This is a genomic window from Bradyrhizobium sp. TM239 (assembly GCF_036247985.1).
GTDB classification, from domain to species: Bacteria; Pseudomonadota; Alphaproteobacteria; order Rhizobiales; family Xanthobacteraceae; genus Bradyrhizobium; species Bradyrhizobium ottawaense.
The window spans coordinates 210442-234285 of sequence record NZ_BTIR01000012.1; the positions used below are offsets into that span (position 1 = coordinate 210442).

The 23844-nt window shown below is 64.2% G+C and carries 19 protein-coding genes, 1 tRNA gene and 1 pseudogene; 11 read left to right on the forward strand and 10 right to left on the reverse strand.

The window, feature by feature from the left end; translation table 11 throughout:
• Positions 1-74 precede the first annotated feature (74 nt).
• Entirely contained in the window at positions 75-560 is a 486-nt protein-coding gene (locus AABA84_RS22390; protein WP_018321562.1) for a (2Fe-2S)-binding protein, read from the reverse strand.
• Positions 561-1482: 922 nt separating this feature from the next.
• Between AABA84_RS22390 and AABA84_RS22395 the strand changes: the two genes are divergently transcribed.
• The 4 genes from AABA84_RS22395 to AABA84_RS22410 all read left to right on the forward strand — a co-directional run bounded on the left by AABA84_RS22395 (position 1483) and on the right by AABA84_RS22410 (position 6107).
• Positions 1483-3198 (forward strand): PQQ-dependent methanol/ethanol family dehydrogenase, encoded by a 1716-nt coding sequence (locus AABA84_RS22395; RefSeq protein WP_338313149.1) that lies wholly within the window; start codon positions 1483-1485, stop codon positions 3196-3198.
• A gap of 130 nt (positions 3199-3328) precedes the next feature.
• On the forward strand, positions 3329-4510 hold the full coding sequence (locus tag AABA84_RS22400; RefSeq protein WP_445083419.1) for a c-type cytochrome: 1182 nt from the start codon (positions 3329-3331) through the stop codon (positions 4508-4510).
• A gap of 108 nt (positions 4511-4618) precedes the next feature.
• Positions 4619-5302, forward strand: coding sequence for a response regulator (locus AABA84_RS22405; protein WP_338308984.1), 684 nt, complete (start codon positions 4619-4621; stop codon positions 5300-5302).
• Positions 5303-5408: 106 nt separating this feature from the next.
• Positions 5409-6107 (forward strand): response regulator, encoded by a 699-nt coding sequence (locus AABA84_RS22410; protein ID WP_338313152.1) that lies wholly within the window; start codon positions 5409-5411, stop codon positions 6105-6107.
• Positions 6108-6147: 40 nt separating this feature from the next.
• On the opposite strand, the gene AABA84_RS22415 is transcribed toward AABA84_RS22410, so the two are convergent.
• Positions 6148-7506, reverse strand: coding sequence for a hybrid sensor histidine kinase/response regulator (locus tag AABA84_RS22415; RefSeq protein WP_338313153.1), 1359 nt, complete (start codon positions 7504-7506; stop codon positions 6148-6150).
• Between the two features lie 10 nt (positions 7507-7516).
• On the reverse strand, positions 7517-8683 hold the full coding sequence (locus AABA84_RS22420) for an FIST N-terminal domain-containing protein (protein ID WP_212253128.1): 1167 nt from the start codon (positions 8681-8683) through the stop codon (positions 7517-7519).
• A 268-nt stretch (positions 8684-8951) separates the two neighbouring features.
• On the opposite strand from AABA84_RS22420, the gene AABA84_RS22425 reads away from it, so the two are divergent.
• Together AABA84_RS22425 and AABA84_RS22430 are read left to right on the forward strand one after the other, a co-directional pair.
• Complete coding sequence (locus tag AABA84_RS22425) at positions 8952-10991, forward strand: methyl-accepting chemotaxis protein (protein ID WP_338308986.1); 2040 nt, start codon at positions 8952-8954, stop codon at positions 10989-10991.
• A 366-nt stretch (positions 10992-11357) separates the two neighbouring features.
• The gene (locus tag AABA84_RS22430) at positions 11358-13403 is read left to right on the forward strand and encodes a methyl-accepting chemotaxis protein (protein ID WP_338308987.1); all 2046 of its coding nucleotides are present in this window, start codon (positions 11358-11360) and stop codon (positions 13401-13403) included.
• Positions 13404-13647: 244 nt separating this feature from the next.
• Here AABA84_RS22430 and AABA84_RS35060 read toward each other — a convergent pair.
• Positions 13648-13757 (reverse strand): annotated as a pseudogene (locus tag AABA84_RS35060) (DUF3175 domain-containing protein); the annotation flags it as partial.
• Positions 13758-14008: 251 nt separating this feature from the next.
• Here AABA84_RS35060 and AABA84_RS22435 point away from each other — a divergent pair.
• The 3 genes from AABA84_RS22435 (at position 14009) to AABA84_RS22445 (ending at position 18020) form a co-directional block, all read left to right on the forward strand.
• The gene (locus AABA84_RS22435; RefSeq protein WP_338313164.1) at positions 14009-15493 is read left to right on the forward strand and encodes an MFS transporter; all 1485 of its coding nucleotides are present in this window, start codon (positions 14009-14011) and stop codon (positions 15491-15493) included.
• Between the two features lie 4 nt (positions 15494-15497).
• The gene (gene otsB / locus AABA84_RS22440; protein WP_212253818.1) at positions 15498-16316 is read left to right on the forward strand and encodes a trehalose-phosphatase; all 819 of its coding nucleotides are present in this window, start codon (positions 15498-15500) and stop codon (positions 16314-16316) included.
• Between the two features lie 240 nt (positions 16317-16556).
• On the forward strand, positions 16557-18020 hold the full coding sequence (locus AABA84_RS22445; protein WP_212253819.1) for a trehalose-6-phosphate synthase: 1464 nt from the start codon (positions 16557-16559) through the stop codon (positions 18018-18020).
• 49 nt (positions 18021-18069) lie between these two features.
• Here AABA84_RS22445 and AABA84_RS22450 read toward each other — a convergent pair whose 3' ends face one another.
• Positions 18070-18411, reverse strand: a complete 342-nt coding sequence (locus AABA84_RS22450) for a hypothetical protein (protein WP_212253820.1) — start codon at positions 18409-18411, stop codon at positions 18070-18072.
• A gap of 194 nt (positions 18412-18605) precedes the next feature.
• Here AABA84_RS22450 and AABA84_RS22455 point away from each other — a divergent pair.
• Positions 18606-18695, forward strand: a tRNA-Ser gene (locus AABA84_RS22455).
• Positions 18696-18769: 74 nt separating this feature from the next.
• Here AABA84_RS22455 and AABA84_RS22460 read toward each other — a convergent pair.
• The 5 genes from AABA84_RS22460 to AABA84_RS22480 all read right to left on the reverse strand — a co-directional run bounded on the left by AABA84_RS22460 (position 18770) and on the right by AABA84_RS22480 (position 22486).
• Positions 18770-18940, reverse strand: a complete 171-nt coding sequence (locus AABA84_RS22460; RefSeq protein WP_212253821.1) for a hypothetical protein — start codon at positions 18938-18940, stop codon at positions 18770-18772.
• A gap of 66 nt (positions 18941-19006) precedes the next feature.
• Entirely contained in the window at positions 19007-19450 is a 444-nt protein-coding gene (locus AABA84_RS22465) for an SMI1/KNR4 family protein (protein ID WP_212253822.1), read from the reverse strand.
• A 100-nt stretch (positions 19451-19550) separates the two neighbouring features.
• Positions 19551-20666 (reverse strand): L,D-transpeptidase family protein, encoded by a 1116-nt coding sequence (locus tag AABA84_RS22470; RefSeq protein ID WP_338313155.1) that lies wholly within the window; start codon positions 20664-20666, stop codon positions 19551-19553.
• Between the two features lie 33 nt (positions 20667-20699).
• Positions 20700-21377 (reverse strand): nitroreductase, encoded by a 678-nt coding sequence (locus AABA84_RS22475; protein ID WP_028141933.1) that lies wholly within the window; start codon positions 21375-21377, stop codon positions 20700-20702.
• 155 nt (positions 21378-21532) lie between these two features.
• Positions 21533-22486: a LysR family transcriptional regulator gene (locus AABA84_RS22480; protein ID WP_212253823.1), complete on the reverse strand. Its 954-nt coding sequence runs from the start codon at positions 22484-22486 to the stop codon at positions 21533-21535.
• A gap of 99 nt (positions 22487-22585) precedes the next feature.
• On the opposite strand from AABA84_RS22480, the gene AABA84_RS22485 reads away from it, so the two are divergent.
• A complete protein-coding gene (locus AABA84_RS22485; RefSeq protein WP_212253824.1) occupies positions 22586-23767 on the forward strand; it encodes an MFS transporter in 1182 nt (393 codons plus the stop codon).
• Positions 23768-23844 lie beyond the last annotated feature (77 nt).

Consider the following 23844-nt stretch of genomic DNA (forward strand, 5'->3'; position numbering starts at 1 on the left):
TCCCGACCGGAAATTTCTTTGACCGCGCTTTCCCTCGAAAGCTGCAGCCGTGGTTCTTTTCGAGGCGAGCCGCTCTACTCGGCCGCCTGCGAGACCTTCATGCGTCCGGCTGCATCCAGCACGGCTTTGACGATGTTGTGGTAGCCAGTGCAGCGGCAGATATTGCCTTCCAGCTCGGTGCGAACGGTGGCCTCGTCGAGCTGGCCGCCATGACGATGCACGATGTCGATCGCCGACATGATCATGCCCGGCGTGCAATAGCCGCATTGCAGGCCGTGATTGTCGCGGAAGGCGGCCTGCATCGGGTGCAGCTCGTCGCCCTTGGCGATGCCTTCGATGGTGGTGATGCTGGCGCCGTCGGCCTGGCCCGCCAGCATGGTGCAGGATTTCACCGCGCGGCCGTCCATGTGCACGACGCAGGCGCCGCACTGGCTGGTGTCGCAGCCGACATGGGTCCCCGTGAGGTTGAGGTGATCGCGCAGCAGCTGGACCAGCAGCGTGCGGTCCTCGACGTCGACAGCAACGGCCTTGCCGTTCACTGTCAGTTTGACTGTAGACACGATGTCGTCCTCCCAGAATGTTTGTAGTTATTCCAATTAGAAACAGCGCAATGAAACTTTGCAACTGGGATTTTGGGTCGCCGGGCGTCACGAAACGGTCGTCGAGGCGCCGCGATCAGACAACAGCGATCCGTGCCGCCGCCAGCGCATGGCGCGACCTGTCCGAAACCTGCAAGGAGATGGTCTCTCGTCTTCCGCAGCGTCCACCTCTGGCATCGCGCGAAGGCTGCTCGCCCCGCGGATGTCGGTCCTGGCGCCGCCGATTGTCTCTCCCTTGGGATTCTTGTCGTCGTTCCGCAAATAGGAGCACGGCCGGGCGACTTTGTAATCGCGATCTTGGTAGTAGGATTTGGTGCGGTAAGCCATTGATTTCATTGAAGCGCTGATCGCCCGCGACGAGCCGGGCCGGCTCGGGGGCCTGCCGGGAAGCGGACTGCCCGAGTCCGCCTATACCCCCTGGCGATCGGTGGACGCGAAGAAACAGCCGATCTCTCGAGATGGCCTCGCCAATCGAGCGCCTACCGTCGTGCTGAAGGTGGGCCGGTCAAAGCGAGCGACAACGAGACCGTGACATTGACGGATATCGTAACGCCCAGCGGCCATCCGTCGCGGCTGAACCGTCGTCGTGATTTGTGGCCGTCGCGGATGCCGACTTTCGACGGAACGCGCGGATGGCTGCACGATGTTGCCGCAATCCGATCGCTGGTTTCGAGCTGCCAACGAGCGACAAGAAGCGAGTGACGACAACGAGATGAGTGGCCAAGTCTGACAGTGATTTGCACTACTACCTTCCGCCTATACTAAGCGCGAAAGGGCGATGCTGTAATTTCCGTGATGGTTCGCAGGTGAACTGCGTATCGAAAAGCGCAAAAAGCGCATCGGCGCCCAACTTGGCGCGCAAAGCAACATCACGGAGGGAATAATGACCTTTGGAACGAGGGGCTTCTTGGCCGGCATTTCGATGATCGCGATGCTGGGCGCCGGCACGATTGGCGTTCGCGCCAACGATTCACTGCTCAAAGCGCAATCCGATTCCAATCAATGGGCGGTGGCGGGCCATGACTACGCCAACACGCGGTTCAGCCCGCTGAACCAGATCAACGCCGAGAATGCCGGCAAGCTGTCGCTTGCCTATTCGTTCTCGCTTGCATCGCTGCGCTCGAACGAATCTTCGCCGATCGTCATCGGCAACACGTTGTATGTCTCGACATCATGGGGGCCGAAATACGTCTATGCGCTCGACGCCGCGACCGGCGTGCGCAAGTGGACCTACGAGCCGGAGATTCCGGACGACGTGCTGCAATACGCCTGCTGCGACGTCAACAATCGCGGCGTCTCCTACGCCGACGGCAAGATCTTCGTCGGCCGGCTCGACGGCAAGCTGACCGCGCTCGACGCTGCGACGGGCAAGGCGCTGTGGACGGCGAAGGTGGTCGATTACAAGCAGGGCTCGGTCATCACCTCGCCGCCGCTGGTCGTGCGCGACAAGGTCATCACCGGCTTCGGCGGTGGCGAGTACGGCGTGCGCGGCGCGCTTCAGGCCTTCGACATCAACACCGGCAAGCTCGCTTGGCAGACCTTTACCGTTCCCACGCCGGAGGAGCCCGGCGGCGATACCTGGAAGGGCGATTCCGCGCAGCATGGCGGCGGCGCGGCCTGGCTGGTCGGCTCTTATGATCCCAAGACCGATACCGTGTATTGGGGCACCAGCAATCCCGGGCCGTGGAACACTGCCGTGCGCTCGACCGGCAATGGCGATTTCGGCAAGCTGACCAACCTCTACACGGCCTCGACGCTGGCGCTCGACCCGAACACCGGCAAGATCAAATGGCATATCCAGACCACGCCCGCCGACGCCTGGGACTATGACGGCGTGAACGAGGCCGTGCTCGCCGACCTCAACATCGGCGGCAGCAACGTTCCGGCGCTGATGAAGGCGGATCGCAACGGGTTCTTCTTCGTCGCCAACCGCGAGACCGGCAAGGTTCTTTCGGCGGAGAAGTATGTCTTCTCGAACTGGGCGCAGAAATTCGATCTCGCCACCATGCGCGCGGTCGAGGATCCCGACAAGCGTCCGGGCCCCGGCCATCCCGCCAAGGACATCTGTCCCAATCTGATCGGCGGCAAGAACTGGCAGCCGATGTCGTTCAACCCGCAGACCGGCCTCGTCTACATTCCCTCCAACAATGTCTGCATGGATTGGTCGGTCAGTGACGTCGCCTACAAGCGCGGCGTGTTCTATCTCGGCGCCGAATTCCCGACCAAGGGAGGCCCCGGCGGCTTCCTCGGCGAGCTCGTGGCCTGGGATCCCGTCAACCAGAAGAAAGTCTGGTCGATCAAGGAAGACCTGCCTTTCAATGGCGGTACGCTGACCACTGGCGGGGGTCTGGTGTTCGCCGGCAACATCCATGGCGATTTCCGCGCCATCGATGCGAAATCCGGCAAAGTGCTCTGGAGCAAGAATCTCGGCTCCGGCATCGGTGCGGGTCCTGTGACCTACATGGTCGACGGCAAGCAATACGTCGCCATCGTCGTCGGCCGTACGGCAGCACTGCCCGCGTTCCTGGGCGAGGTTGGCAAGAAGATGACGGCTGCAGCTCCCGAGGGCGGCTCGCTCTTCGCGTTCTCCGTCCAGTGACCACTGGCGCGTGTATCCCGGGGTGACGGGATACACGCGCTCTTTTCCCGAAGTGTGATCGCGTCGTTGCGGCCGAGGCAGGGCCATGTCGCAACGTCACGCCAACAATGCCCAACCACGGGAGGTGAGGATGCGTCCAAATCGTTCTGGCCTTGGCCATAGCAAACGTCGCGCCATCGCAGCTTTACTTGCATGTGTTGCCGGTTCCGCGCTCATCGTGCCAGCCGCCACAAGCCGCGCCGACGAAGTGAAGCCGTTCCGGCTCTGTGCCGACCCGACCAATCTTCCGTTCTCGAGCAACAGCCCCTCGCAACCCGGCTTCTATGTCGAGATCGGGCAGGCGCTGGCGCGGGCGCTCGGGCGGCCGATCGCCTATGATTGGTACAAGTCGTATTTCGGCAAGCGCACCGTCCGCGTGACGCTGCTCGGCAAGCAGTGCGACGCCATGATCGGCCTGCCGCGCTCCGAGGATTTCATGGGGCCGGCCGTCATCTTCTCGAGCACGGTTGCGCGTGAAGGCTACGCCCTCGTGACCGCAAAGGACCGGACGGTCTCCGGGGTCGACGATCTCCGGGGCAAGCGGGTCGCCGTGCAGTTCGCCAGCACACCGCAAAACCTCCTGGCGACGCGTGACGAGATCCAGAAGGTGACGGTGCTGTCGCCCGAGGAAGGCATGCAGGCGCTCGATCGGGGCAATGCCGACGTCGCCTTTATCTGGGGACCCGTGGCGGGCTGGCTGAACAAGACCGTCTACCAGGATCGGTACCGCGTTCAGCTCACCGAAGGCGAAGGTCTGTCGTGGGACGCGGCGATCGGCTTCGCAAAGGCCTCGACAGAACTGCGCGACCAGATCGATGCGGTTTTGCCGGACCTCGAGCGCACCATCGCCGACCTCAAGGTGAAGTATGGCCTGCCGACCGGTCAGGCTCTCCACTTCAATGCCGTGCAGACGCCGGCCGGAACCACGACCGGAGCCGGGACCGGCGCGGCGCAAGTGGCCAGCGTCGTCGCGACCGAGACCAAGGGCGACGCGCTGGCATCGAATGCCGAAGCTGTCGGCCTGGGCAAGGAGATCTTCAACGGCACCTGTGCGCATTGCCATGGTCCCGACGCGATCCAGAGCGAGCGGAAGATCGATCTGAGGCTGCTGCGTCACCGCTACGGCGACGAGATGCGAGAGAAATTCTTGACCACGGTGCACGAGGGGCGTCCAGCCAAGGGCATGCCGTCCTGGAAAGAGGTCTTCACCGACGGCCAGTTCGACAACATCTACGCCTTTCTGCTGACGGTTCAGGCCGAATCGAACGACTGAATGGTCTTGACCGGACGGCATCGGGGAGATGTTCTAGGGTCCGTTTCGCATCCATCGGCACGAACGTCCGATGGATGCGCCCGCGCGATGGACCCCGGGGAAGGTGCCATGACCAGCTTCCTGATCATCGACGATCATCCGCTGTTTCGCGAGGCGCTCGGCAATGCCGTGCGGTTGGCGCTGCCGGAGGCCCGCATTCTGGAAGCGATGTCGATCGAGGACGCCTTGCGGGTTCTTTCGGTCGAACGGGGGATCGACCTTGCGCTGCTCGATCTCTCGCTTCCCGACGCAACCGGTTTCTCCGGCTTTCTCAGGCTGCGCGAGACCTATCCGCGCCTGCCGGTCGCCATCGTCTCGAGCGAGGAGGATCAGCATGTGGTCCGCGAGGCGCTGGCGCTGGGTGCTGCCGGCTATCTGCCGAAATCCACGTCCAAGCGCGAGCTCGCGCAGTCGATCGAAGGCGTGCTCGGCGGATCGGTGTCGGTGCCCAAGGATTTCGTGGCGGAGCCGCAGCGGAAGCGGGCCGACAGCAGCAAGGCACTCAGGGTCAAGCTTCGCGAGCTGACGCCGCAGCAGCTTCGCGTGCTCGATCTCCTTCGCCGCGGCTATCCGAACCGGCAGATCGCGCAGGAGCTTCAACTCGCCGAATCGACCGTGAAGGCACACATCACCGAGATCCTGCGCAAGCTCGGACTGTTCAGCCGCAACAAGGCGATCGTCGAGATCGGCAAGGTCGACCTGCCGGATCCACGGCGGCCCCATCCGAGGATCGATCGCGGGAGGCCGCAATGAGCTGCTGGTCCGATTTGATCTGGATCAAGCCGGGTTGCTCCGGCGACGGCATGCTCGCCGGTCTGATCGCTGACTTCGGTGACGAGCTGGGAACGGCCCAAATCTGATGCGGTTTCTGATTGTCGAGGATCATCCGCTGTTTCGCGAGGCGCTCGAGGGAGCGCTGCAAATGGCGACGCCGGATGCCGAGATGCTTCAGGCCACCTCGATCGACGGTGCGCTCGAGTTGTTGGCGTCGAGGCCCGATGTCGACCTCATTCTTCTCGACCTGTCGATACCCGGGACGACCGGACTGTCCGGCATCATCCGCATCCGCAAGGCGTTCCCGCGCATTCCCGTCGTCATCGTGTCGGGGCACCAGGACGCGCAGATCATCTCGGGCGCATTGTCGCTCGGCGTATCCGGCTACATCCTGAAATCCTCGTCCAAGCAGGAGCTGGCGCATTCGATCAGCGAAGTCGTGCGCGGCGCGGTGTGTCTGCCGGCCGCTTTTCGGGCGCTGGCCCGCCCGCAGCGTTCGCCGATCGCGGCCCAGGAGCTCCTGAAGCGCCTTCACGATCTGACGCCCCAGCAATTGCGTGTCCTCGAAATGCTCAAGCGCGGCCTGCAGAACAAGCAGATCGCCTTTGAGCTGAAGATCTCCGAGACCACCGTGAAGGTTCACGTCTCGGATATCCTGCGCAAGCTGAACGTGATGAGCCGCACCAAGGCGATCGTCGAAATGTCGAAGATCGATTTTGTGACGCTGGCGGGCGCGGGAGCGGCCGCCAAGCGCGACCGCGCCCGGACCGATCCGCAGGCATGATTGCCCCTCGCTCGCCGTCGATGCGGCGCGAGGTGATGAACTAGCTCAGCAGGAACGACAGCAGCGCGCGCATCTCCGCCGGCCTGATCGGCTTCTTCAGCACCTCCAGCCCGTAGCGACTGGCTTCCGCCGCAGCCTTTTCGGAATAATCCGCCGTGATGATCATCGCCGGCACGTCCGACTTCAACCGCTGCCGGATTCCCTCGACGGCCGACAATCCGCTTTCGCCGTGATCGAGGTGGAGATCGGCGATGATGGCGTCCGGCGTGCCGCCGAGCTCACTCAAGCGCTGGGCGGCATCCGCGGCGGATCTCGTGGTCGCGACATCGCAGCCCCATCCTTCCAGCAAGGCAGCCAGCGCCTCCGCGCCCGAGGCGTCGTTCTCGATGAGCAGGATCTTGGCCCCTCCCAGACCGCCATAGTGCAGATCGGCGGGCTTCATCTCCTGCAGGTCGTCGCTGACATCGGCGCGATCGGCCTGCTCCAGCTCGAGCACAAAGGTCGATCCGCGGCCGACATGCGAGGACAGCCGCACCTCGTGCCCGAGCGCCGTCGCGAAGCGGCGCACGATCGAAAGTCCGAGACCGAAGCCGGCCTGGTCGGTCGCGCTCGCGTCGCCGCGCTGGAATTCCCGGAAGATCGCCTCCTGCTGCGCCTGCGCAATTCCGGGGCCGGTATCGGAGATCTGGATCGCGATGCGATCGCCACGCCGTCGGCATCCCATGATGACGCCGCCGCTGCGGGTATAACGGATCGCATTCGCGAGCAGATTTTGCAGGATCCTCCGGAGCATCATCGGGTCGGACAGGACCGCGAGCGGCGAGGTGCGGACGCGCAGGGACAGTCCCTGCCTCCAGGCGATCGGCTCGAACTCGTCGCGGAGCTGGTCGAGCAGCGGCCCAAGCGCGATCGGCCGCACGTCGGGCCGGAGCGCGCCCGCATCGAGCTTCGCGATCTCCAGAAGCGAGCGGAGCAGGTCTTCCAGCGTAACCAGGGACCGGTCGACCTGGTCGATGAGCAGGCCCGCTTCCTGCGACTCCATCATCTCGGTGAGGGCCGACAGGGTCAGGCGCGCCGCGTTCAGCGGCTGCAGGAGATCGTGGGTGACCGAGATCAGCACGGACGATTTCAGCGAGCTTGCAGCTTCCGCCTGCTGCTTGGCACGGTACAAGCCTTCGTTGGCCCGCTCGACCGAACGCAGGGCATCCCGCAACTGATGGGTCCGGTCGCGAACTTGATGGTCGAGCGCGATTGCGGTTTCGAACAGTGAGAACGCATTGAGCTGCTGGTCCATCGACCGCTCGACGCGCGACATCAGCGCCGCATTGATCTTCTTCAGCTTGACGGACTCCCGCCGGAGCTGCTCGATCGTTTCGGCATCCTGCCAGGTCTCTGCCACGTCGGCTCCGTTACGTCGGCCGCCTGCCGATGGCGACGCCGGTGAAGGTCTGATTCACGTGCATCGAGCCGAACTGTTCGCCGTAGGTATGGAACCCGACGACGCGATTCTGCCGGTACAGCTCGGACATTTCGCGTGAAAGCTGATGCTGCTCGGCATCCAGCCGGCGTAGCAGGCATTCGAAGCCAATATAGAGAGAGACGTCGCCGATCTGGTCACGGGTTTCCGCGAAGGCGTCGCGGGTGGCTCCGACCAGGCTGCACGAGGTTGCCGTCGTCAGCACCATGCCCTCGTCGATCGCGCAGAAGAAGCGCAGCGAGCCGTCGGGATCGACGCGTTGGATCGACCGCGCATAATAGGACCCGCCAACCCGGACCAGCACCGGATGGGATGCGAAGGAGAACGGGTCGAGCTTTGCGTCGATGATTCCGACGGCACGGGAATATTCCGCGGCGGCAGGCTCGGCGTTCAATTCCTTGACGACGCGCTGCTCGATATCGGCCTCGGTGACCACCATCTTCTGTGCGGTCGGCTCGAAATTGTCGCATTTGAACACGCGGAACGGCAGCGACGTGTTCAGGAGAATGAGGAGAGCCGCGTCGGTGTGGGCCTTGCCGTCGAAGAACACCCAGGTCCTTTCGAAGCGCAGGCCGTCGCCGGCCGACCCGCCGACGATCGGGATATTGTCGAGCGAGGCATAGAGGGCGGACATCACCGCTTCTTCGCGGCGGCACATGCCGTCGATCAGCACCAGGCCGAAAGGGTTGCGGCCGCTGACCTCCGAGGTTGTCCGCAGCAGCTCGTGGCGAAGCTCGCTGCCGATCCGGCGGCCGTCCTCGACGTGGAAATTGGCGAGATTCAGGATCGGCCGGACCACGGCGTTGAAGTCGGCCTGGCTGAACGTCATCGCGACAACGCTGTTCTCGTCCCAGCCGTCCGGCGCCAGCTCGCCTGCCGTCGTGCAACCGCAGACCGGCGCGTCCGCAAAGTGTCTCGTGATCTCGGCGATGAACCGATGAGGATCGTAGCGGGGGGAGAGGAAGACCAGGACCAGGGCCAGCTCGTCCGACGGAAGCTGGGCGACCAGCTCGGCAACGGCCTCGTCGACGGTCGGAGCTTTCGATTTCGCGACCGCAACGCCGGACGAACCGCCAAACCGAAGATCGGCCTGCCCCACTTCGTTTCTCTCCTCAAGGACCGGCTTGGTCTGTCGCCAAGATCTGTCGCCAAGTGCCGAAAACAGTAGGGCTTTTTCATTCTACCCGCAACAAGTCGCACAGTGTCGTCCGGACGGGAAGCTGCCGGCCTGGCGCTTGCGCGGCCCGGGATTGCGAGCCGGAGGAATTTACCGCCCCTTGACGATTCTGCCTTAGTTTTGCGCATCCGGTCGGGGAGGCGGGGCGCCTCCGGATCGTGGCTGTTTGGAATGAATAATGGGGGTGGGAATGTCCGGGCGTATCGCGTCGCCGTCAAAGCGCACAATATTTCCCACCCTGAGGTTCCGCGCCAAGATCATCCTGGGCTTTGCGGTCGTGCTGGCGATCTCCGCCGGCAGCATGGCTTTCTCCTATTTCGGCTTCGAGCGGGTTTCGGCCGGGGTCGGGTCCTACCGCAGCAGCGTGTCGGAGGCCGACCTCGCCCGCAACATCGACCGCGAGCTGCTCGCCTACCGTTCGGCCGTCAAATATTTCGTCGTCACCGGCAAGGAAGATGACGCCAAGGCGGCGATTGATGCCGAGGCCAGCCTGAAGAACGCCATCGACCAGGCCGTGAAGAGCGCCAAAGCCCCGGCGCGGGGCGAAAGTCTCGACAAGCTCGCCAAGGAGTTCGCGAATTTCTCCGCAACCTTCGCCAAGGTTCTGCAGGCCAAGCGTGACAGCACGTTGCTGGTGCAGAACCAGCTGCAGCGCCAAGCCAATCTCCTGAAGTACAAGCTGGACGATATCGGCAACAACGCTTCCGATTCCGAGGCGCAGTCGATCGAGTTCGGTACCAAGCAGGTCAACGCCCAGTTCCAAACCGCGAGTGCTGCAGCCACCAATTTCGTGCTCACGTCCGATCAGGCGATCGCGACCAGCGCGCTGGCGCGGCTGAAATTCGTGGAGAACTCGCTCGGCGCGGTCTATTCCATGGACGAGAAGATCGTCGACGGCCTGAAGGAGGCCAAGACCATCCTCGGCGCCTATCGCGAAGCGCTGGAAAAGCTGATCGCCAACGCCAAGTTGGTCGACAGCCTCGTCACCGAAATGAGCGGCTCGGCCGGTGCCATCCTGCAAGGCGCCACCGCCATGAAGGCGGACCTCGTCGCCGAGCAGCAGCGGCTGGATTCGGAATCGGAAGCGACGATCGGGAAGACCGAGCAACTGGTTCTGATGCTGGCCATCGGCGGTACGCTGCTTGGTGCGGTCCTCGCCTTCCTGCTCGGCACCGGCATCTCGCGTCCGATGATCGCGATGTGCAAGGCGATGCGCGAGCTGGCCTCGGGCAATTTCGACGTGGTGCTGCCGGGTCTCGGCCGCAAGGACGAGATCGGCGAGATGGCCGGCGCGGTCGAGGAGTTCAAGGTCCAAGCCGTGGCAAAAGCCGAGCGCGATGCCGCCGCCAGCGAAGCCCAGAACAGGGAGGCGAGCGCGGCCCGCCGCTCCGAGCTGATCCGCTTCGCCGATGATTTCGAAAGCGCGGTCGGCGCGATCGTCTCCAACGTCTCGGCCTCGGCCGTGCAGCTGGAATCGGCGGCCTCGACGCTGACCCGCACCGCCGAGACCACCCAGAGCCTGTCGAGCCAGGTCGCGGGCGTGTCCGAGCAGGCGTCCTCCAACATGCAGTCGGTCGCCACCGCGACGGAAGAGCTCTCGGCCTCGGTCGAGGAGATCGGCCGTCAGGTCCGCGATTCCAGCCGGATTGCGGAAGCCGCCGTGGTCCAGGCCAAGGAGACCGACGGGCGCATCGGCAAGCTGTCGCATGCCGCCCAGCAGATCGGCGAGGTGGTCAAGCTGATCACCGCGATTGCCGAGCAGACCAACCTTCTGGCGCTCAACGCCACCATCGAGGCGGCACGGGCCGGCGAGGCCGGGCGCGGCTTTGCGGTGGTTGCCAGCGAGGTGAAGTCGCTGGCGAGCCAGACCGCGAAGGCGACGGACGAGATTTCCTCGCACATCACGGGCATGCAGGGCGCCACGGCCGAGTCGGTTGCGGCGATCAAGGAGATCGGCGCGACCATCGGCCAGATCTCGTCGATCTCGACGTCGATCGCGAGCGCGGTCGAGCAGCAGGGCGCGGCGACGCAGGAGATCGCGCGTAGCGTCCAGACCGTCGCGCAGGGCACCCAGACCGCGGCCACCGACATCGGCGAGGTCAACCGCGGCGCCGCCGAGACCGGCTCGGCCTCGGAGGAGGTGCTGCACTCGGCCAAGACGCTGTCATCCGAAAGCACCCGCCTGCGCGCCGAGCTCGATCGCTTCATGGGGAATATCCGGGCGGCGTAAGTTGCTTGGGCTCGTCGCGAGCTAGCCTCTCCGCTGTCGCCCCACTCTCTACTGTCGCCCCCGCGAACGCGGGGGCCCATAACCCCAGGGAGCGGTTATGGAGCATGCAGGTAACTCCGAGTCTTCGCCAAACTCCTCCCTGGGGTTATCGCGACGAGCGCAAGCGCTCGCGCGGAGGTCCCGATCTGCGCTTCGCTTGTCGGGGACGACAGCGGAGTGTGCATCTCCCCCGCGTCACCTAACCGCAAGTTGCGGCGCCATAAATTTACCGTGGCTTATCCTTTGCCAATTACCGTGCGGACGAGTCAGGAAGCGGGCTGCTTCCGGGCTGCGCCTGGTTTTCCGCGAATGGAATGGGGTGGGGGAATGTCGGTCAAGTCCAAGTCCAAGTCGAAGTCGAACCAATCGAAGCTGCCAACCTTGCGTTTTCGCGCAAAAATCATCCTCGGCTTCGTGGCGGTGCTAGCCATCCTCGCCGTCAGCATGGCTTTCGCCTATTTCGGCTTCGAGCGGATCCAGGCCGCGGTGGCTTCCTACCGCACCAGCGTGTCGGAAGCCGACCTCGCGCGGACGGTCGATCGCGAGCTGATCGCCTATCAAGGACTGGCTCGGGCCTATACCCTGACCGGGGCGGTGGATGACGAGACCGCAGCCAAGGCCGCCGAAGACAATCTGAAGAGCGCGATCGCCAAGTCGATGTCCGCCACGACCGGCGCCGCCCGCCGTGAGCAGGTCGGCAAGCTGGAAGCCGAGTTTCAGCGCTTCACGAAGGTGTTCGGGGAGATCATCGTCCTGACGCGCGAGAACAACAAGATCGCGGCCGATGAGCTCAACAGCGTCGGCAACAAGATCCGCTTCAAGTTCGACGATCTCGCCGATTCCGCCGCGCTGGCGGGGCTGGCATCGGTCCAGACCACGGCCAAGGACATCACCTCGCAATATCTGGCGGTCTCCACCTCGGTCAGCGCCTTCGTGGCCAAGCCGGAGCCGAAGACCGCCGATGGCGTGATCGCCCGCATCAAATTCCTGGAGACGCTGCTGGTCTCGATCTATGCCAGCGACCAGAAGATCACCGACCGCGTCACCGAGATCGGCAATCTGCTGAAGCAGTACCGCACCTCCTTTTCAAAGCTGACCGAGAACGTGAAGATCATCGTCAAGTCGAACGGTGAGATGACCAAGACGGCGGCAACCATCCTCAAGCTCTCGGCCGAGCTGCGTTCGGATTTGACCGCCGACCAGCAGCGTATCGAGGCGAGCGCGAATGCGACCATCGGAGAGACCGAGCGGCTGATGCTGATGATGGCGCTCGGCGGCCTTGCCATCGGTGCGGTGCTGGCCTTGTGGCTCGGCAACGGCATCTCGCGTCCGATGATCGCGATGTGCAAGGCGATGCGCGAGCTGGCCTCGGGCAATTTCGACGTGGTGCTGCCGGGGCTCGGCCGCAAGGACGAGATCGGCGAGATGGCCGGCGCCGTCGAGGAGTTCAAGGTCCAAGCCGTGGCAAAAGCCGAGCGCGATGCCGCCGCTAGCGAAGCCCAGAACAGGGAGGCGAGCGCGGCCCGCCGCTCCGAGCTGATCCGCTTTGCCGATGATTTCGAAAGCGCGGTCGGCGCGATCGTCTCCAACGTCTCGGCCTCGGCCGTGCAGCTGGAATCGGCGGCCTCGACGCTGACGCGCACTGCCGAGACCACCCAGAGCCTGTCGAGCCAGGTCGCGGGCGTGTCCGAGCAGGCGTCCTCCAACATGCAGTCGGTCGCCACCGCGACGGAAGAGCTCTCGGCCTCGGTCGAGGAGATCGGCCGTCAGGTCCGCGATTCCAGCCGGATTGCGGAAGCCGCCGTGGTCCAGGCCAAGGAGACCGACGGGCGCATCGGCAAGCTGTCGCATGCCGCCCAGCAGATCGGCGAGGTGGTCAAGCTGATCACCGCGATTGCCGAGCAGACCAACCTTCTGGCGCTCAATGCCACCATCGAGGCGGCACGGGCCGGCGAGGCCGGGCGCGGCTTTGCGGTGGTTGCCAGCGAGGTGAAGTCGCTGGCGAGCCAGACCGCGAAGGCCACCGACGAGATCTCCTCGCACATCACGGGCATGCAGGGTGCCACGGCCGAGTCGGTTGCGGCGATCAAGGAGATTGGCGCGACCATCGGCCAGATCTCGTCGATCTCGACGTCGATCGCGAGCGCGGTCGAGCAGCAGGGCGCGGCGACGCAGGAGATCGCGCGTAGCGTCCAGACCGTCGCGCAGGGCACCCAGACCGCGGCCACCGACATCGGCGAGGTCAACCGCGGCGCCGCCGAGACCGGCTCGGCCTCCGAGGAGGTGCTGCACTCGGCCAAGACGCTATCATCCGAAAGCACCCGCCTGCGCGCCGAGCTCGACCGCTTCATGGGGAATATCAGGGCGGCGTAAATTCGCGGCCTCTGAAGTTCGCGTCGCCGCCTCATACTCCGCTGTCGTCCCGGACAAGCGCGCCTCAAGGCGCGCCGATCCGGGACCCATACTCCCAGCGAGGAGTTGCGACGGACGCTGACAACTTCGAGCTATCACCAAACCCGATCCAGTGGCTATGGATCCCGGATCAGCGCTCCGCTCCCGGCAACGCGACGCGTTGCCAAGAGCTCCGCTTGTCCGGGACGACAGCGGAGGTTTGATCTCACTCCCTTCCAGACAACCGCTTCAGCTCCAGCTTCGCCTTCTCCAGTCGCGTGCGCTGCGTCTTCGGCAAGTCTTGCCGGCGCGGTTGATGTAGAAGGTCAGCATCGCCGCGCTTGGCGCTCATCGTCCTGCGCGCGGCTGTTTTGCGCGAATGTGTCCTCTTTCTGACATGAGCCATGCGTCAACTCCCTGCGGCTCCATCGGAAACGAGCGGTAGGAAGGGCCGTTCCCATGGGAACCCGGCCTCGCCGCAGACGTTGTCGCAGGTGGCAGGCGGAATGCCGCACCCCGATGATCGGATCGACCCCGTCCACATCATGTGACCGGGGGCGCTTTTATTGATCAGACACAACAGCCCGATGGAATTGCAGCAACGCCCAGCGCCGAACTATGCTCCTGTTGTCGCGGCAGCCGCGACCGATCGCATCGTCGAGACCAGTATTCCCGCGCGGCTCGACGCGCTGCCCTGGAGCGGCTTTCACACCCGCGTGGTGCTGGCGCTCGGCATCACCTGGATCCTCGACGGGCTCGAGGTGACGCTGGCCGGCGCGCTCTCGGGTGCGCTGAAGCAGAGCCCGTCGTTGCAATTCACCAATTTCGATCTCGGCATTGCCAATTCCGCCTATCTCGCCGGCGCCGTGCTCGGTGCGCTCGGCTTCGGCTGGCTGACCGACCGCATCGGACGCAAGAAGCTGTTCTTCATCACGCTGGCGCTCTATCTCTCGGCGACGGCCGCGACGGCTCTGTCATGGAATGTCGCGAGCTACGCGCTGTTTCGTTTCCTCACCGGTGCCGGCATCGGCGGCGAATACACCGCGATCAACTCGACCATCCAGGAGCTGGTGCCGGCGCGCTATCGCGGCTGGACCGATCTCGTCATCAACGGCAGTTTCTGGATCGGGGCCGCAATGGGCGCGGTGGCGTCGATCGTGCTGCTGGATCCTGCCGTGATCAACCCCGATCTCGGCTGGCGCCTGGCTTATCTCATCGGCGCGACCGTCGGCCTCGTCGTGCTCTTGATGCGGATGTGGATTCCGGAGAGTCCGCGCTGGCTGATGATCCACGGCCGCCCCGATCAGGCCCACGCAATCGTCGACGAGATCGAACGCTCGGTGATCGGGCATGACCAGGATACGAGCGACGGGCGCTTCGCGAAGATCCGGCTGAAGATGCGCGATCACACGCCGATCCGCGAGGTCGTGCACACGCTGTTCTCGGCGTACCGCCAGCGTGCGGTGGTCGGCCTCGTGCTGATGAGCGCGCAGGCGTTCTTCTACAATGCCATCTTCTTCACCTTCGCGCTGGTGCTGACCGATTTCTACGGCATCAGCGCCGATCATGTCGGCTGGTACCTGCTCCCCTTCGCCGCCGGCAATTTCCTCGGGCCCCTGCTGCTCGGCCGGCTGTTCGATACGCTCGGACGCCGCGTCATGATCATGTTCACCTATGGCATGTCGGGCCTGTTGCTGGCGATCTCGGGCTACCTGTTCTCCATCGGCGTGCTCACCGCGCAGGGGCAGACCATCGCCTGGATGGTGATCTTCTTCTTCGCCTCGCCGGCCGCGAGCGCGGCCTATCTCACCGTCAGCGAGACCTTTCCGCTCGAAGTTCGCGCGCTGGCGATTGCGGTGTTCTACGCGGTCGGCACCGGCATCGGCGGCGTGATCGGGCCGGCGCTGTTCGGCGTGCTGATCGACACGGGATCGCGCACCAGCGTGTTCGCCGGCTATCTGCTGGGGTCAGCCCTGATGATCGCGGCCGCGATCGTGGCGTGGCGCTATGCCGTCCCTGCGGAACGCAAATCGCTCGAACAAATCGCGCGGCCGCTCGCCTTTATGGAGTAGATTGATGAAATCGGAATTTGCAGAAATGGCGTTGGACCAGAAGCGCACCATGCCGGACGACGAAGCACCCGATGCGGTGCCGGTGCCGCATGCGCTGGTGCCGCATCTCGACGAGATCGCGATTTTGCTCGACATCGACGGCACGCTGCTCGACCTGATGCCGACGCCGCGCGAAGTGTGGGTGCCGCCGGGCCTGTCGGACACGCTGAATCGGCTGACCGAGCGCACCTCCGGCGCGCTGGCGCTGGTCAGCGGCCGCTCGCTCAACGACATCGACCTGATCTTCGCGCCCGATGTGTTCCGCGCCGTCGCCGGCCACGGCGCGGAGATGCGGCTGTCGATCGACAATGAGGCCGATGACGTGCATGCCCCGCCGCTGGACAAGGAGCTGAAGCGGCGGCTGGCCGCCATCGCCAAGCTCAGCCCTGGCATTCTGCTCGAGGACAAGGGCTATTCACTCGCTCTGCATTACCGCCTTGCGCCGCATGCGGAGAAAGCGATCTACGAATCGGTCTCGGTGATCCGCGCCGACCTGCCCAATGCGCCGATCGAGGTGCTGCCCGGCAAGTTCGTCTGCGAGATCAAGCATTCCGGATTCACCAAGGCGACCGGCGTGCGCGAATTGATGAAACGGGAGCCGTTCAAAGGACGGCGTCCGATCTTCATCGGTGACGACGTCACCGATGAAACCGTGTTCGCGATCATGCCCGACATGAACGGGCTTGCCTTCTCGGTCGGCCGCCGTGCCATGGGCGTGAATGGCCATTTCGACGCGCCGAACGATGTGCGTGCGTTCCTTGCACGCCTGCTCGACCCGAGGTGAAATAAAGGCAGCGCCACGTCACAGACATGATGCTTTGGGAACGGCGCCGTCGCGCGCCGCTATGATTGCTGCGCAACATGGCCGCATAAGCTGACTTTGCAACGAAATCTCGGGTTCCCGAAGCGCAACCAGTTCCAACGCGCGTGCCCGATTTTGGTTTCAATTGGTTGAAACGATGACAGGAACCATATTGATGAACGGCAGTTAAATGGGGTGGAATGAAACAGGAGGGGACGACCTGTGAATTTAGTCGTCGTTTCGAATCGCGTCGCGCGCGGCAAGCCTAACGAGCCCATGACGGGCGGCCTCGCGGCGGCCTTGTTGCCGGTGGTGGAACATTCGGGCGCGATCTGGGTGGGTTCTTCGGGCCGCGTGCGTGACGGCCATCAGAAGGAGCCGTTCGCGGAGATCGAAGCGCTCGGATCGGGCGCGATTGCGACGTTGGATCTGCCGGCGGCGCATTACGGCGGCTATTACGAAGGCTTTGCCAATTCGGCGCTGTGGCCCGCGCTGCATTCGCGCAGCGATCTGATCCGCGTCTCGCGCGACGATTACGTCAGCTATCGCGAGGTCAACGCCTTCATGGCGCGCGCCTTGATGCGCTTCCGAAAAGCCAAAACTGCGTTCTGGGTGCAGGATTATCATTTCCTCGCGCTCGGCGCCGAACTGCGTGATCTCGGCGTCGACGATCCCATCGGCTTCTTCCTGCACACGCCGTGGCCGGTCGCCGCGGTGATGCAGGGCGTGCCGAATCATCGCGAGCTGATCACGGCAATGCTGGCCTACGATCTGCTCGGCTTTCAGACCGAGGAGGATTGCCGGAATTTTCTCGGCTACGTCGCAAGCGAGCTTGGCCTCGCCGTCGAGGACGGCGTTGCCGTCTCGCAGCATGGCCGCACTCGCTGCGAGGTCTTCCCGATCGGAATCGATGCGGAGAAGTTCGCGCAATACGCTGCGAAATCGGCCTCGCATCCCGACGTGTCGCGGCTGCGGCGCAGCCTCAATGGCGAGCGCCTCGCGATCGGTGTCGACCGGCTCGACTATTCGAAGGGCCTCGTCAACCGCATCAGCGCGTTCGACCGGCTCTGGACCGAACAGCCGCAATTCTTGCGCAGCATCTCGCTGCTTCAGATCGCCAACCCCTCGCGCGGCGGCATCGAAGCCTATGGCAATCTGCAGAACGACGTCGCGCGCCTCGTCACCGACGTCAACGGCCGCCACGGCGAGGTCGACTGGACGCCGATCCGGTATTTGAACAAGGGCTTCAGCCAGGCCGTGCTCGCCGGCCTGTACCGGACTGCGCAGATCGGCGTGGTCACGCCGCTGCATGACGGCATGAACCTCGTCGCCAAGGAATATGTCGCCGCGCAAAACCCGGCCGATCCCGGGGTGCTGGTGCTGTCGAAGTTCGCAGGCGCGGCCAACGAGCTCGACGCCGCGCTGCTCGTCAATCCGCACGACATCGACGGCATGGCCCGCGCGATCGCGATCGCCGCCGCGATGCCGCTCACCGAGCGCAAGATGCGCTGGGACGCGATGATGAAGAAGCTGCGCGGCCACACCATCCAGCAATGGTCGGCCGATTTCGTCGCGGAGCTGGAAAAGTGCCGGACGGAGAAGGCCGCGGTCGCCCCGCTCGCCACGCAGCCGCCGCAGGCACTGCGCTGGCTGAAGTCGGCGATCTCAGGCGTGCGGCTGATTTAGGATACTCTCCCTCGCCCCGTTCTTACGGGGAGAGGTGAAAACGAGAGCCTCAATAGCAATACGACACGCCATCCAGAATCGCGCATTGCCGCTTGTTCGGCGCATTCGGATCGTCCATCGGCACCATGCCCTTGCCCTGGCCGACGAACACGCCGGGCCCGACATGCACCGAGCTCTTATTGCCGATGATCACGCTCGGATGCGGCGTCGAGCTCGAGCGCGTGCCGTCCGGCCAAATGATGGCATCGCCCGACAGCATCCCGCGCCGGCCGTCGTTGCAGCTGACATCGACCCCTTGCCGGGTGCAGACCTGGGCGGCGGCGGGCACGGCGAAGGCGGAGCCAAGGGCCGAAATCAGGCTGAGGGCGGCGATGGTGCTGCGGATGGTCATGGCGTCCCCGGTCGTGTCTGCTGTTCTCAGGTGAATCGTCGCGCCAAACCCGTCACCGGTTCAGCCGGCAGGCGGGTCAGGGCATCTGCGATGTCAGATATTATCACGTAAATACAACATCTTACGGAAAATTCACCCGATTTCCCCGCGATCCCTTGCAAAATCATCGGCGCCCCTTCAAGAGAGGGCGCTCCGGAGAGATGGCCGAGTGGCTTAAGGCGCACGCTTGGAAAGCGTGTGTGCGGGAAACCGTACCGTGGGTTCGAATCCCACTCTCTCCGCCATTTTCACGATTCTGAACTTGTGCGCTGCCGGTGCGAGCAAGGAATCTCGGAGACTGGATCGCATCAGTCTCAAATCATCGCGCTGGCTTATTGACTTCGGAGCCAGCGATCGTCGCCAAGCGCCCGAACAGGGTCGCCTCGGCCTTGGGAGTCAGATGGTAGACTTCCGCCATCTCGACGATGTCGCCGACGATCGCCGCAGCCAGATCCTCGTCAGCGGTGTCGTATTCGGACTCCTCGACCAAGCCACTAATGAAGGTCTCGAAGTCTGGCGCGACGACGACGATGCGGTAGTTTGCCTCTTGGTCGACTTACACGACCTGCGGCTCGCCCCGCTTTCCGCAGGTTCGGTAGTCCAGCATGATCAGTTCGTGGCCCCCGGCCGGGGTGTCGGCGATGCCGACGCCAATCGGCGGGTAGTCCCATTCCTCGATCATGAACTTGGGGCCCAGTTCGCCGGCGAGTGAATATTTGGCCGTGCGCCCGATGGCGTAGAGCCCCTCGATAGCCACGTGGTCCTCCGCCCAGCCTGTACGCTCCTTCATTTGGTGGCAGTTGCGCTTGACCATACCGCCATTGTGGCGCCGTGCGAGATCGACATAGGCCGCAGGCAGCTGATACCCGCCTATCTCCTGTTCGATGGAGGCAATCAGCTCGTCGCTCGGCGGAGGCTCGACATAGTTCTCCAGGGAATACGGACAGTCGTTCCAGAAGCCTTCGAAATCGAAGCCGTCAAAGGGCCTTTTCGACGTCATCCTCGTTACCCATCATGTTACGCGGCGGCCATCTAACCCTAGAAACCGACAAACACCGTAGCTTTCTCGACAGACCTCTGCTCCGACGCCGCACGAGCGTTCAGCACCAACCTGACGGGAAGCCGACACGCGTCGGATTACACTCCGGCGGCTTGTCCAACGAGCTGCCAAACCATCTACTCGCCAACGAGCCATCATTGTCGATCCAGGGGATCGGTGGCAATTGCGGCAGGTAGGATGCATACGGCATGACTTTCGCAAGCGTCACTCTGCCCGGAAATTGTGTGAGGAATGCCTTGTTCATTCCGCCGTCCAGTCCGCTGTATATCGGGGCAGCCGGCACGCTGTCTTTAAGCAATCGCGCGTATTCGAGCTCGTCGGAGCGCCTCTTCTCCAGCGCCCGCCGCGCGATTTCCGGGTTGACGACGAAGGGGGGACATTTTTCGGTAGGGTTGAACACTGGAGGCGACGGTGAATTCGGGGGAGGTTGCGCATCGAACACATAGCGGCGGTCGCACACATCCACCCTTGGTTCGAGTCGCGTCGTCTCGAAATGATCGTTGCCGATCTTGAGCATTTTCCAGAAGGCCAGGTTGGGGCTATTTCGATGCCGCGCCAGGTTTGCCGGCGTCAGGCGGAACGGATAGGCCTGGACCTGGAACGACGGCCGGCCGCCGAGGAATGAGTCGCGTGCCAGCGAATAGATTTCGCCTATTTGTTCGTCGGTCATGGCATAGCAACCGCTCGACCAGCAGTCGCCGTGGATCATGAGGAAGCTGCCGTTGCGCTTGTTCGCCTTGTCGAACGTGTTGGGGAAGCCGAGGTTGATCGAAAGATGGAAGTTGGAGTTGGGATTCATCAGCTCGGGTGTAATCGTATAGAACCCTTCCGGAGCCTGTCGGTCGCCCTCGTACAATTTCGGCCCGAGGTCGCCCGACCATCGACAGATCGGATAGGTCCTGAGGATCTGGAAATGGCCGGTCGCGTCCTGCTTCCAGACCTCGAGCTCGGCCTCCTCCTTGAACAGGCGCACGACGATAGGTGAATATTTCGGCATCTTCTTCTGTTCGAGCAGCGAGAGCAGCTCAGCGGGTAGTTCCCTCGTTGCCTTGGCTGGCAACGGCTTGCTGCTTTCGCCAAGACAAATGACCGGCGTCAAGGCAGTGGCAAAAGCCGTCGCCAGCACAAGTACACGTCGGACCATGGCGCGGATCACTGCTGTGCCTCCAGCCCTTCCGACCGCACGCCGCTACTTCTCGAAACCGACGAACACCGTCGCTTCCTCGACGGACTTCCGCTCCGACACCACGGCATTCGCCGGAAAAGTTTCATCCGGCCAGCCCAGCGCGATGCTTTTCATGATGACTTGATCGTCGGCTATGCCCGCGTGCTCGCGCACCACGGGGGACTGCATGATGCCCTGGCTGTTGATCACGGCGCCGAGCCCGCGGGACCACGCGGCATTGACCAGGGCGGTCGCCACGGCGCCGCAGTCGAAGGGCGTATCGTCGCTACCGTCAAGCACGCGATCATAGGTGATGATCACGCAGACGGGCGCGTCGAACTGGCGGAAGCCGCGCAGCACCCAGTCCTGGCGCTTTTCCGTGTTGTCGCGCTCGATTCCCATTGCGGAGAATAATTGCTTGGCGACGCCGACCTGCCTGTCACGGTGCTTGCCTGCAAAGGCCTGGCCCGTGCGGAACTCGCGCGACTGCGGGATGCCCGCCACCATCCGTTCGGTGTTGCCGGCGCGGATCCGATCCAGCGGTTCGCCGGTGATGACATAGAAATTCCAGGGCTGGGTGTTCATCGACGACGGAGCGCGCATCGCCAAACCAATGATTTCCGCAATCAGCTCCTTGGGTACCGGATCGGGTTTGTAACCGCGGATACTCCGGCGACCGAGGATGACGTCATCGAACTGCATTTGTGTGGAATTCCCCTGACAAGTTCTGAAACAGTTAGGACTTTCGCGGTTTCGGCACCCTCGCGCAAGCGTCGGCGGTGCGTCCTCAACGGTCCAGCCACGCGGAACACGATCGCATCAGTCTGGATTGACTGACGCTCTCTCCGCCATCAGCCTCATCCCGCCAGTTTCCAACTCCCATCCCCCGCCCGCTTCAGCGCGGGGTCGCTCACACGCACGTGCTCCGCGAGGAAATCGATGAAGGCGCGGACGCGTGCGGGCAGGGGGGCGGTGTGGCCGACATAGACGGCGTGGATGTCTTCGCGGTCGCCGGGATTGTGGTTTTGCAGCACCGGCACGAGGCGGCCGGATTCGATGTCGGGGCCGATGTGGAAGAGGGCGAGACGGGCGAGGCCGACGCCGCCCAGCGCCAGCCGGCGGGCGACCTCGCCGTCGCTGGCGCGGGCGACCGGCGGCGGCACGGCTTCCTCGGTGCGATCGCCGCGCCGGAATGGCCATCCGCCGCGGATGCGCGGAAAGGTCCAGCCAATGCCGCGGTGATTGGCGAGATCCGCCGGCGTCCTGGGCGTGCCAAAGCGCGCCAGATAGTTGGGGGTGCCGACGACCACCATGCGGCTGCTGCCGAGCTTGCGCGCGATCAGGCGGGACGCTTTCAGAGGTCCTACACGGATCGCAACGTCGGCACGCTCCTGCATCAAGTCGACCAGCGTGTCGGTCAGCACGAGATCGAGCGTGACCTCGGGATGCTGTTCCAGGAAACGGGGGATCAGCGGCATCATATGCAGCATGCCGAACGGGATGTTGCAGTTGACCGTGAGGCGGCCGCGCGGCGCCGCGCCTGACGCCGCCTCGCGCTCGGCTTCCTCCATCTCCGCGAGAATCCGCACGGCCCGCTGATAGAACGCCTGGCCTTCCTCGGTCAGGGTCAGCTTGCGCGTGGTGCGGTTGACGAGGCGCGAGCCGAGCCGCGCCTCCAGCCGCGACATCAGCTTGCTCACCCCCGACGGCGTCAGCCGCAGCTTTCGCGCGGCCTGGGTGAACCCGCCGAGATCGACGACGCGGACGAAGACCTCCATCTCGGCGGAGCGGTTGGTGTCGAAGCGGGCCATGTTGAATTCACGTCACAAATGATTGGATTGCGGACATTCTAATGGTTTTGCGCGGGCACGGCTATCTGCGTGGCTCGTCTCATCCATCGGAGCCCACGCATGCCTCCCGCCGTCCTCGCGCTCACCGCCGGTGCCTTCGGCATCGGCACCACTGAATTCATCATCATGGGCCTCTTGCTGCAGGTCGCCGCCGACATGCATGTCTCGGTCCCGGTCGCGGGCCTGCTCATCTCCGGTTATGCGCTCGGCGTGTTCGTCGGTGCGCCCGTCCTGACCCTGGCGACGCGGCGGATGCCGCGCAAAACCGTGCTGCTCGCGCTGATGGCGATCTTCACGCTCGGCAATGCGGCCTGTGCGCTGGCGCCGAATTACGAATTGCTGATGGCAGCGCGCGTGCTGACCTCGCTTGCCCATGGCACTTTCTTCGGTGTCGGGTCGGTGGTGGCGACGAGCCTCGTCGCCGAGGACAAGCGGGCCTCCGCGATTGCCACCATGTTCATCGGCCTCACGGTCGCGACGCTGCTTGGCGTGCCCTTCGGCGCCTGGTTCGGCCTGATGCTCGGCTGGCGCGCGGCATTCTGGGCCGTGACGGTCATCGGCCTGATCGCCTTTGCCGTGGTCGCAGCCCTGGTGCCCGGCCATGTCGGCAACGGCGACAAGCCGGTCTCGCTGGCCGAGGAGATATCGGTGCTCGGCCGCCCCCAGGTGTTGCTCGGCCTTGCCATGACCGTGTTTGGTTTTGCCGGCCTGTTCGTGGTCTTCACCTACATCCAGCCGATCCTGACCCGCTTCACCGGCTTTTCGGAAGGCGCGGTGTCGCCGATCCTGCTGGTGTTCGGCGTCGGGCTCGCGATCGGCAACGTCGCCGGCGGCAAGCTCGCCGACCGTGGCCTCGCCGGCGCGTTGATCGGAACGCTCGCCGCGCTCGCCATCGTGCTGCTTGGCCTTGCCGCCGTGCTGTCGGTCAAGATCCCGGCGATCGTGCTGATCCTGCTGCTGGGCATCGCCGCTTTTGCGACCGTCGCCCCGCTCCAGCTTCGCGTGCTGGAAGCGGCCGGCCCCAGCGGCCGAACACTCGCCTCCAGCCTCAACATCGCCGCGTTCAATCTCGGCAACGCCCTCGGCGCCTGGGCCGGCGGCGTCACCATCGACCGTGGGCTCGGCCTCTCGGCGCTGCCTCTGGTCGCAGCCGGCATCACCGCTGTCGGTCTGGTGCTGGCGCTGTGGAGCCTGCGGCTCGACCGCGCGCAGGCGGCCGTCGCGGCGTGCCCCGCCGAATAGCGCAGCGGCGCGACCGCGGACGATTCGCCGCGTCGCGCCACTGCGTCATGCAGAAAACGCACCTGTACACGTCCCCA

Excerpts from the sequence above, each read along its gene's own strand:
- AABA84_RS22405 (WP_338308984.1), top strand. The coding sequence starts at position 4,619 with ATGACCAGCTTCCTGATCATCGACGATCATCCGCTGTTTCGCGAGGCG.
- AABA84_RS22430 (WP_338308987.1), top strand. The coding sequence starts at position 11,358 with ATGTCGGTCAAGTCCAAGTCCAAGTCGAAGTCGAACCAATCGAAGCTG.
- AABA84_RS22400 (WP_445083419.1), top strand. The coding sequence starts at position 3,329 with ATGCGTCCAAATCGTTCTGGCCTTGGCCATAGCAAACGTCGCGCCATC.
- AABA84_RS22485 (WP_212253824.1), top strand. The coding sequence starts at position 22,586 with ATGCCTCCCGCCGTCCTCGCGCTCACCGCCGGTGCCTTCGGCATCGGC.
- AABA84_RS22480 (WP_212253823.1), bottom strand. The coding sequence starts at position 22,486 with ATGGCCCGCTTCGACACCAACCGCTCCGCCGAGATGGAGGTCTTCGTC.
- otsB (WP_212253818.1), top strand. The coding sequence starts at position 15,498 with ATGAAATCGGAATTTGCAGAAATGGCGTTGGACCAGAAGCGCACCATG.
- AABA84_RS22410 (WP_338313152.1), top strand. The coding sequence starts at position 5,409 with ATGCGGTTTCTGATTGTCGAGGATCATCCGCTGTTTCGCGAGGCGCTC.
- AABA84_RS22435 (WP_338313164.1), top strand. The coding sequence starts at position 14,009 with ATGGAATTGCAGCAACGCCCAGCGCCGAACTATGCTCCTGTTGTCGCG.
- AABA84_RS22475 (WP_028141933.1), bottom strand. The coding sequence starts at position 21,377 with ATGCAGTTCGATGACGTCATCCTCGGTCGCCGGAGTATCCGCGGTTAC.
- AABA84_RS22450 (WP_212253820.1), bottom strand. The coding sequence starts at position 18,411 with ATGACCATCCGCAGCACCATCGCCGCCCTCAGCCTGATTTCGGCCCTT.
- AABA84_RS22395 (WP_338313149.1), top strand. The coding sequence starts at position 1,483 with ATGACCTTTGGAACGAGGGGCTTCTTGGCCGGCATTTCGATGATCGCG.
- AABA84_RS22425 (WP_338308986.1), top strand. The coding sequence starts at position 8,952 with ATGTCCGGGCGTATCGCGTCGCCGTCAAAGCGCACAATATTTCCCACC.
- AABA84_RS22465 (WP_212253822.1), bottom strand. The coding sequence starts at position 19,450 with ATGACGTCGAAAAGGCCCTTTGACGGCTTCGATTTCGAAGGCTTCTGG.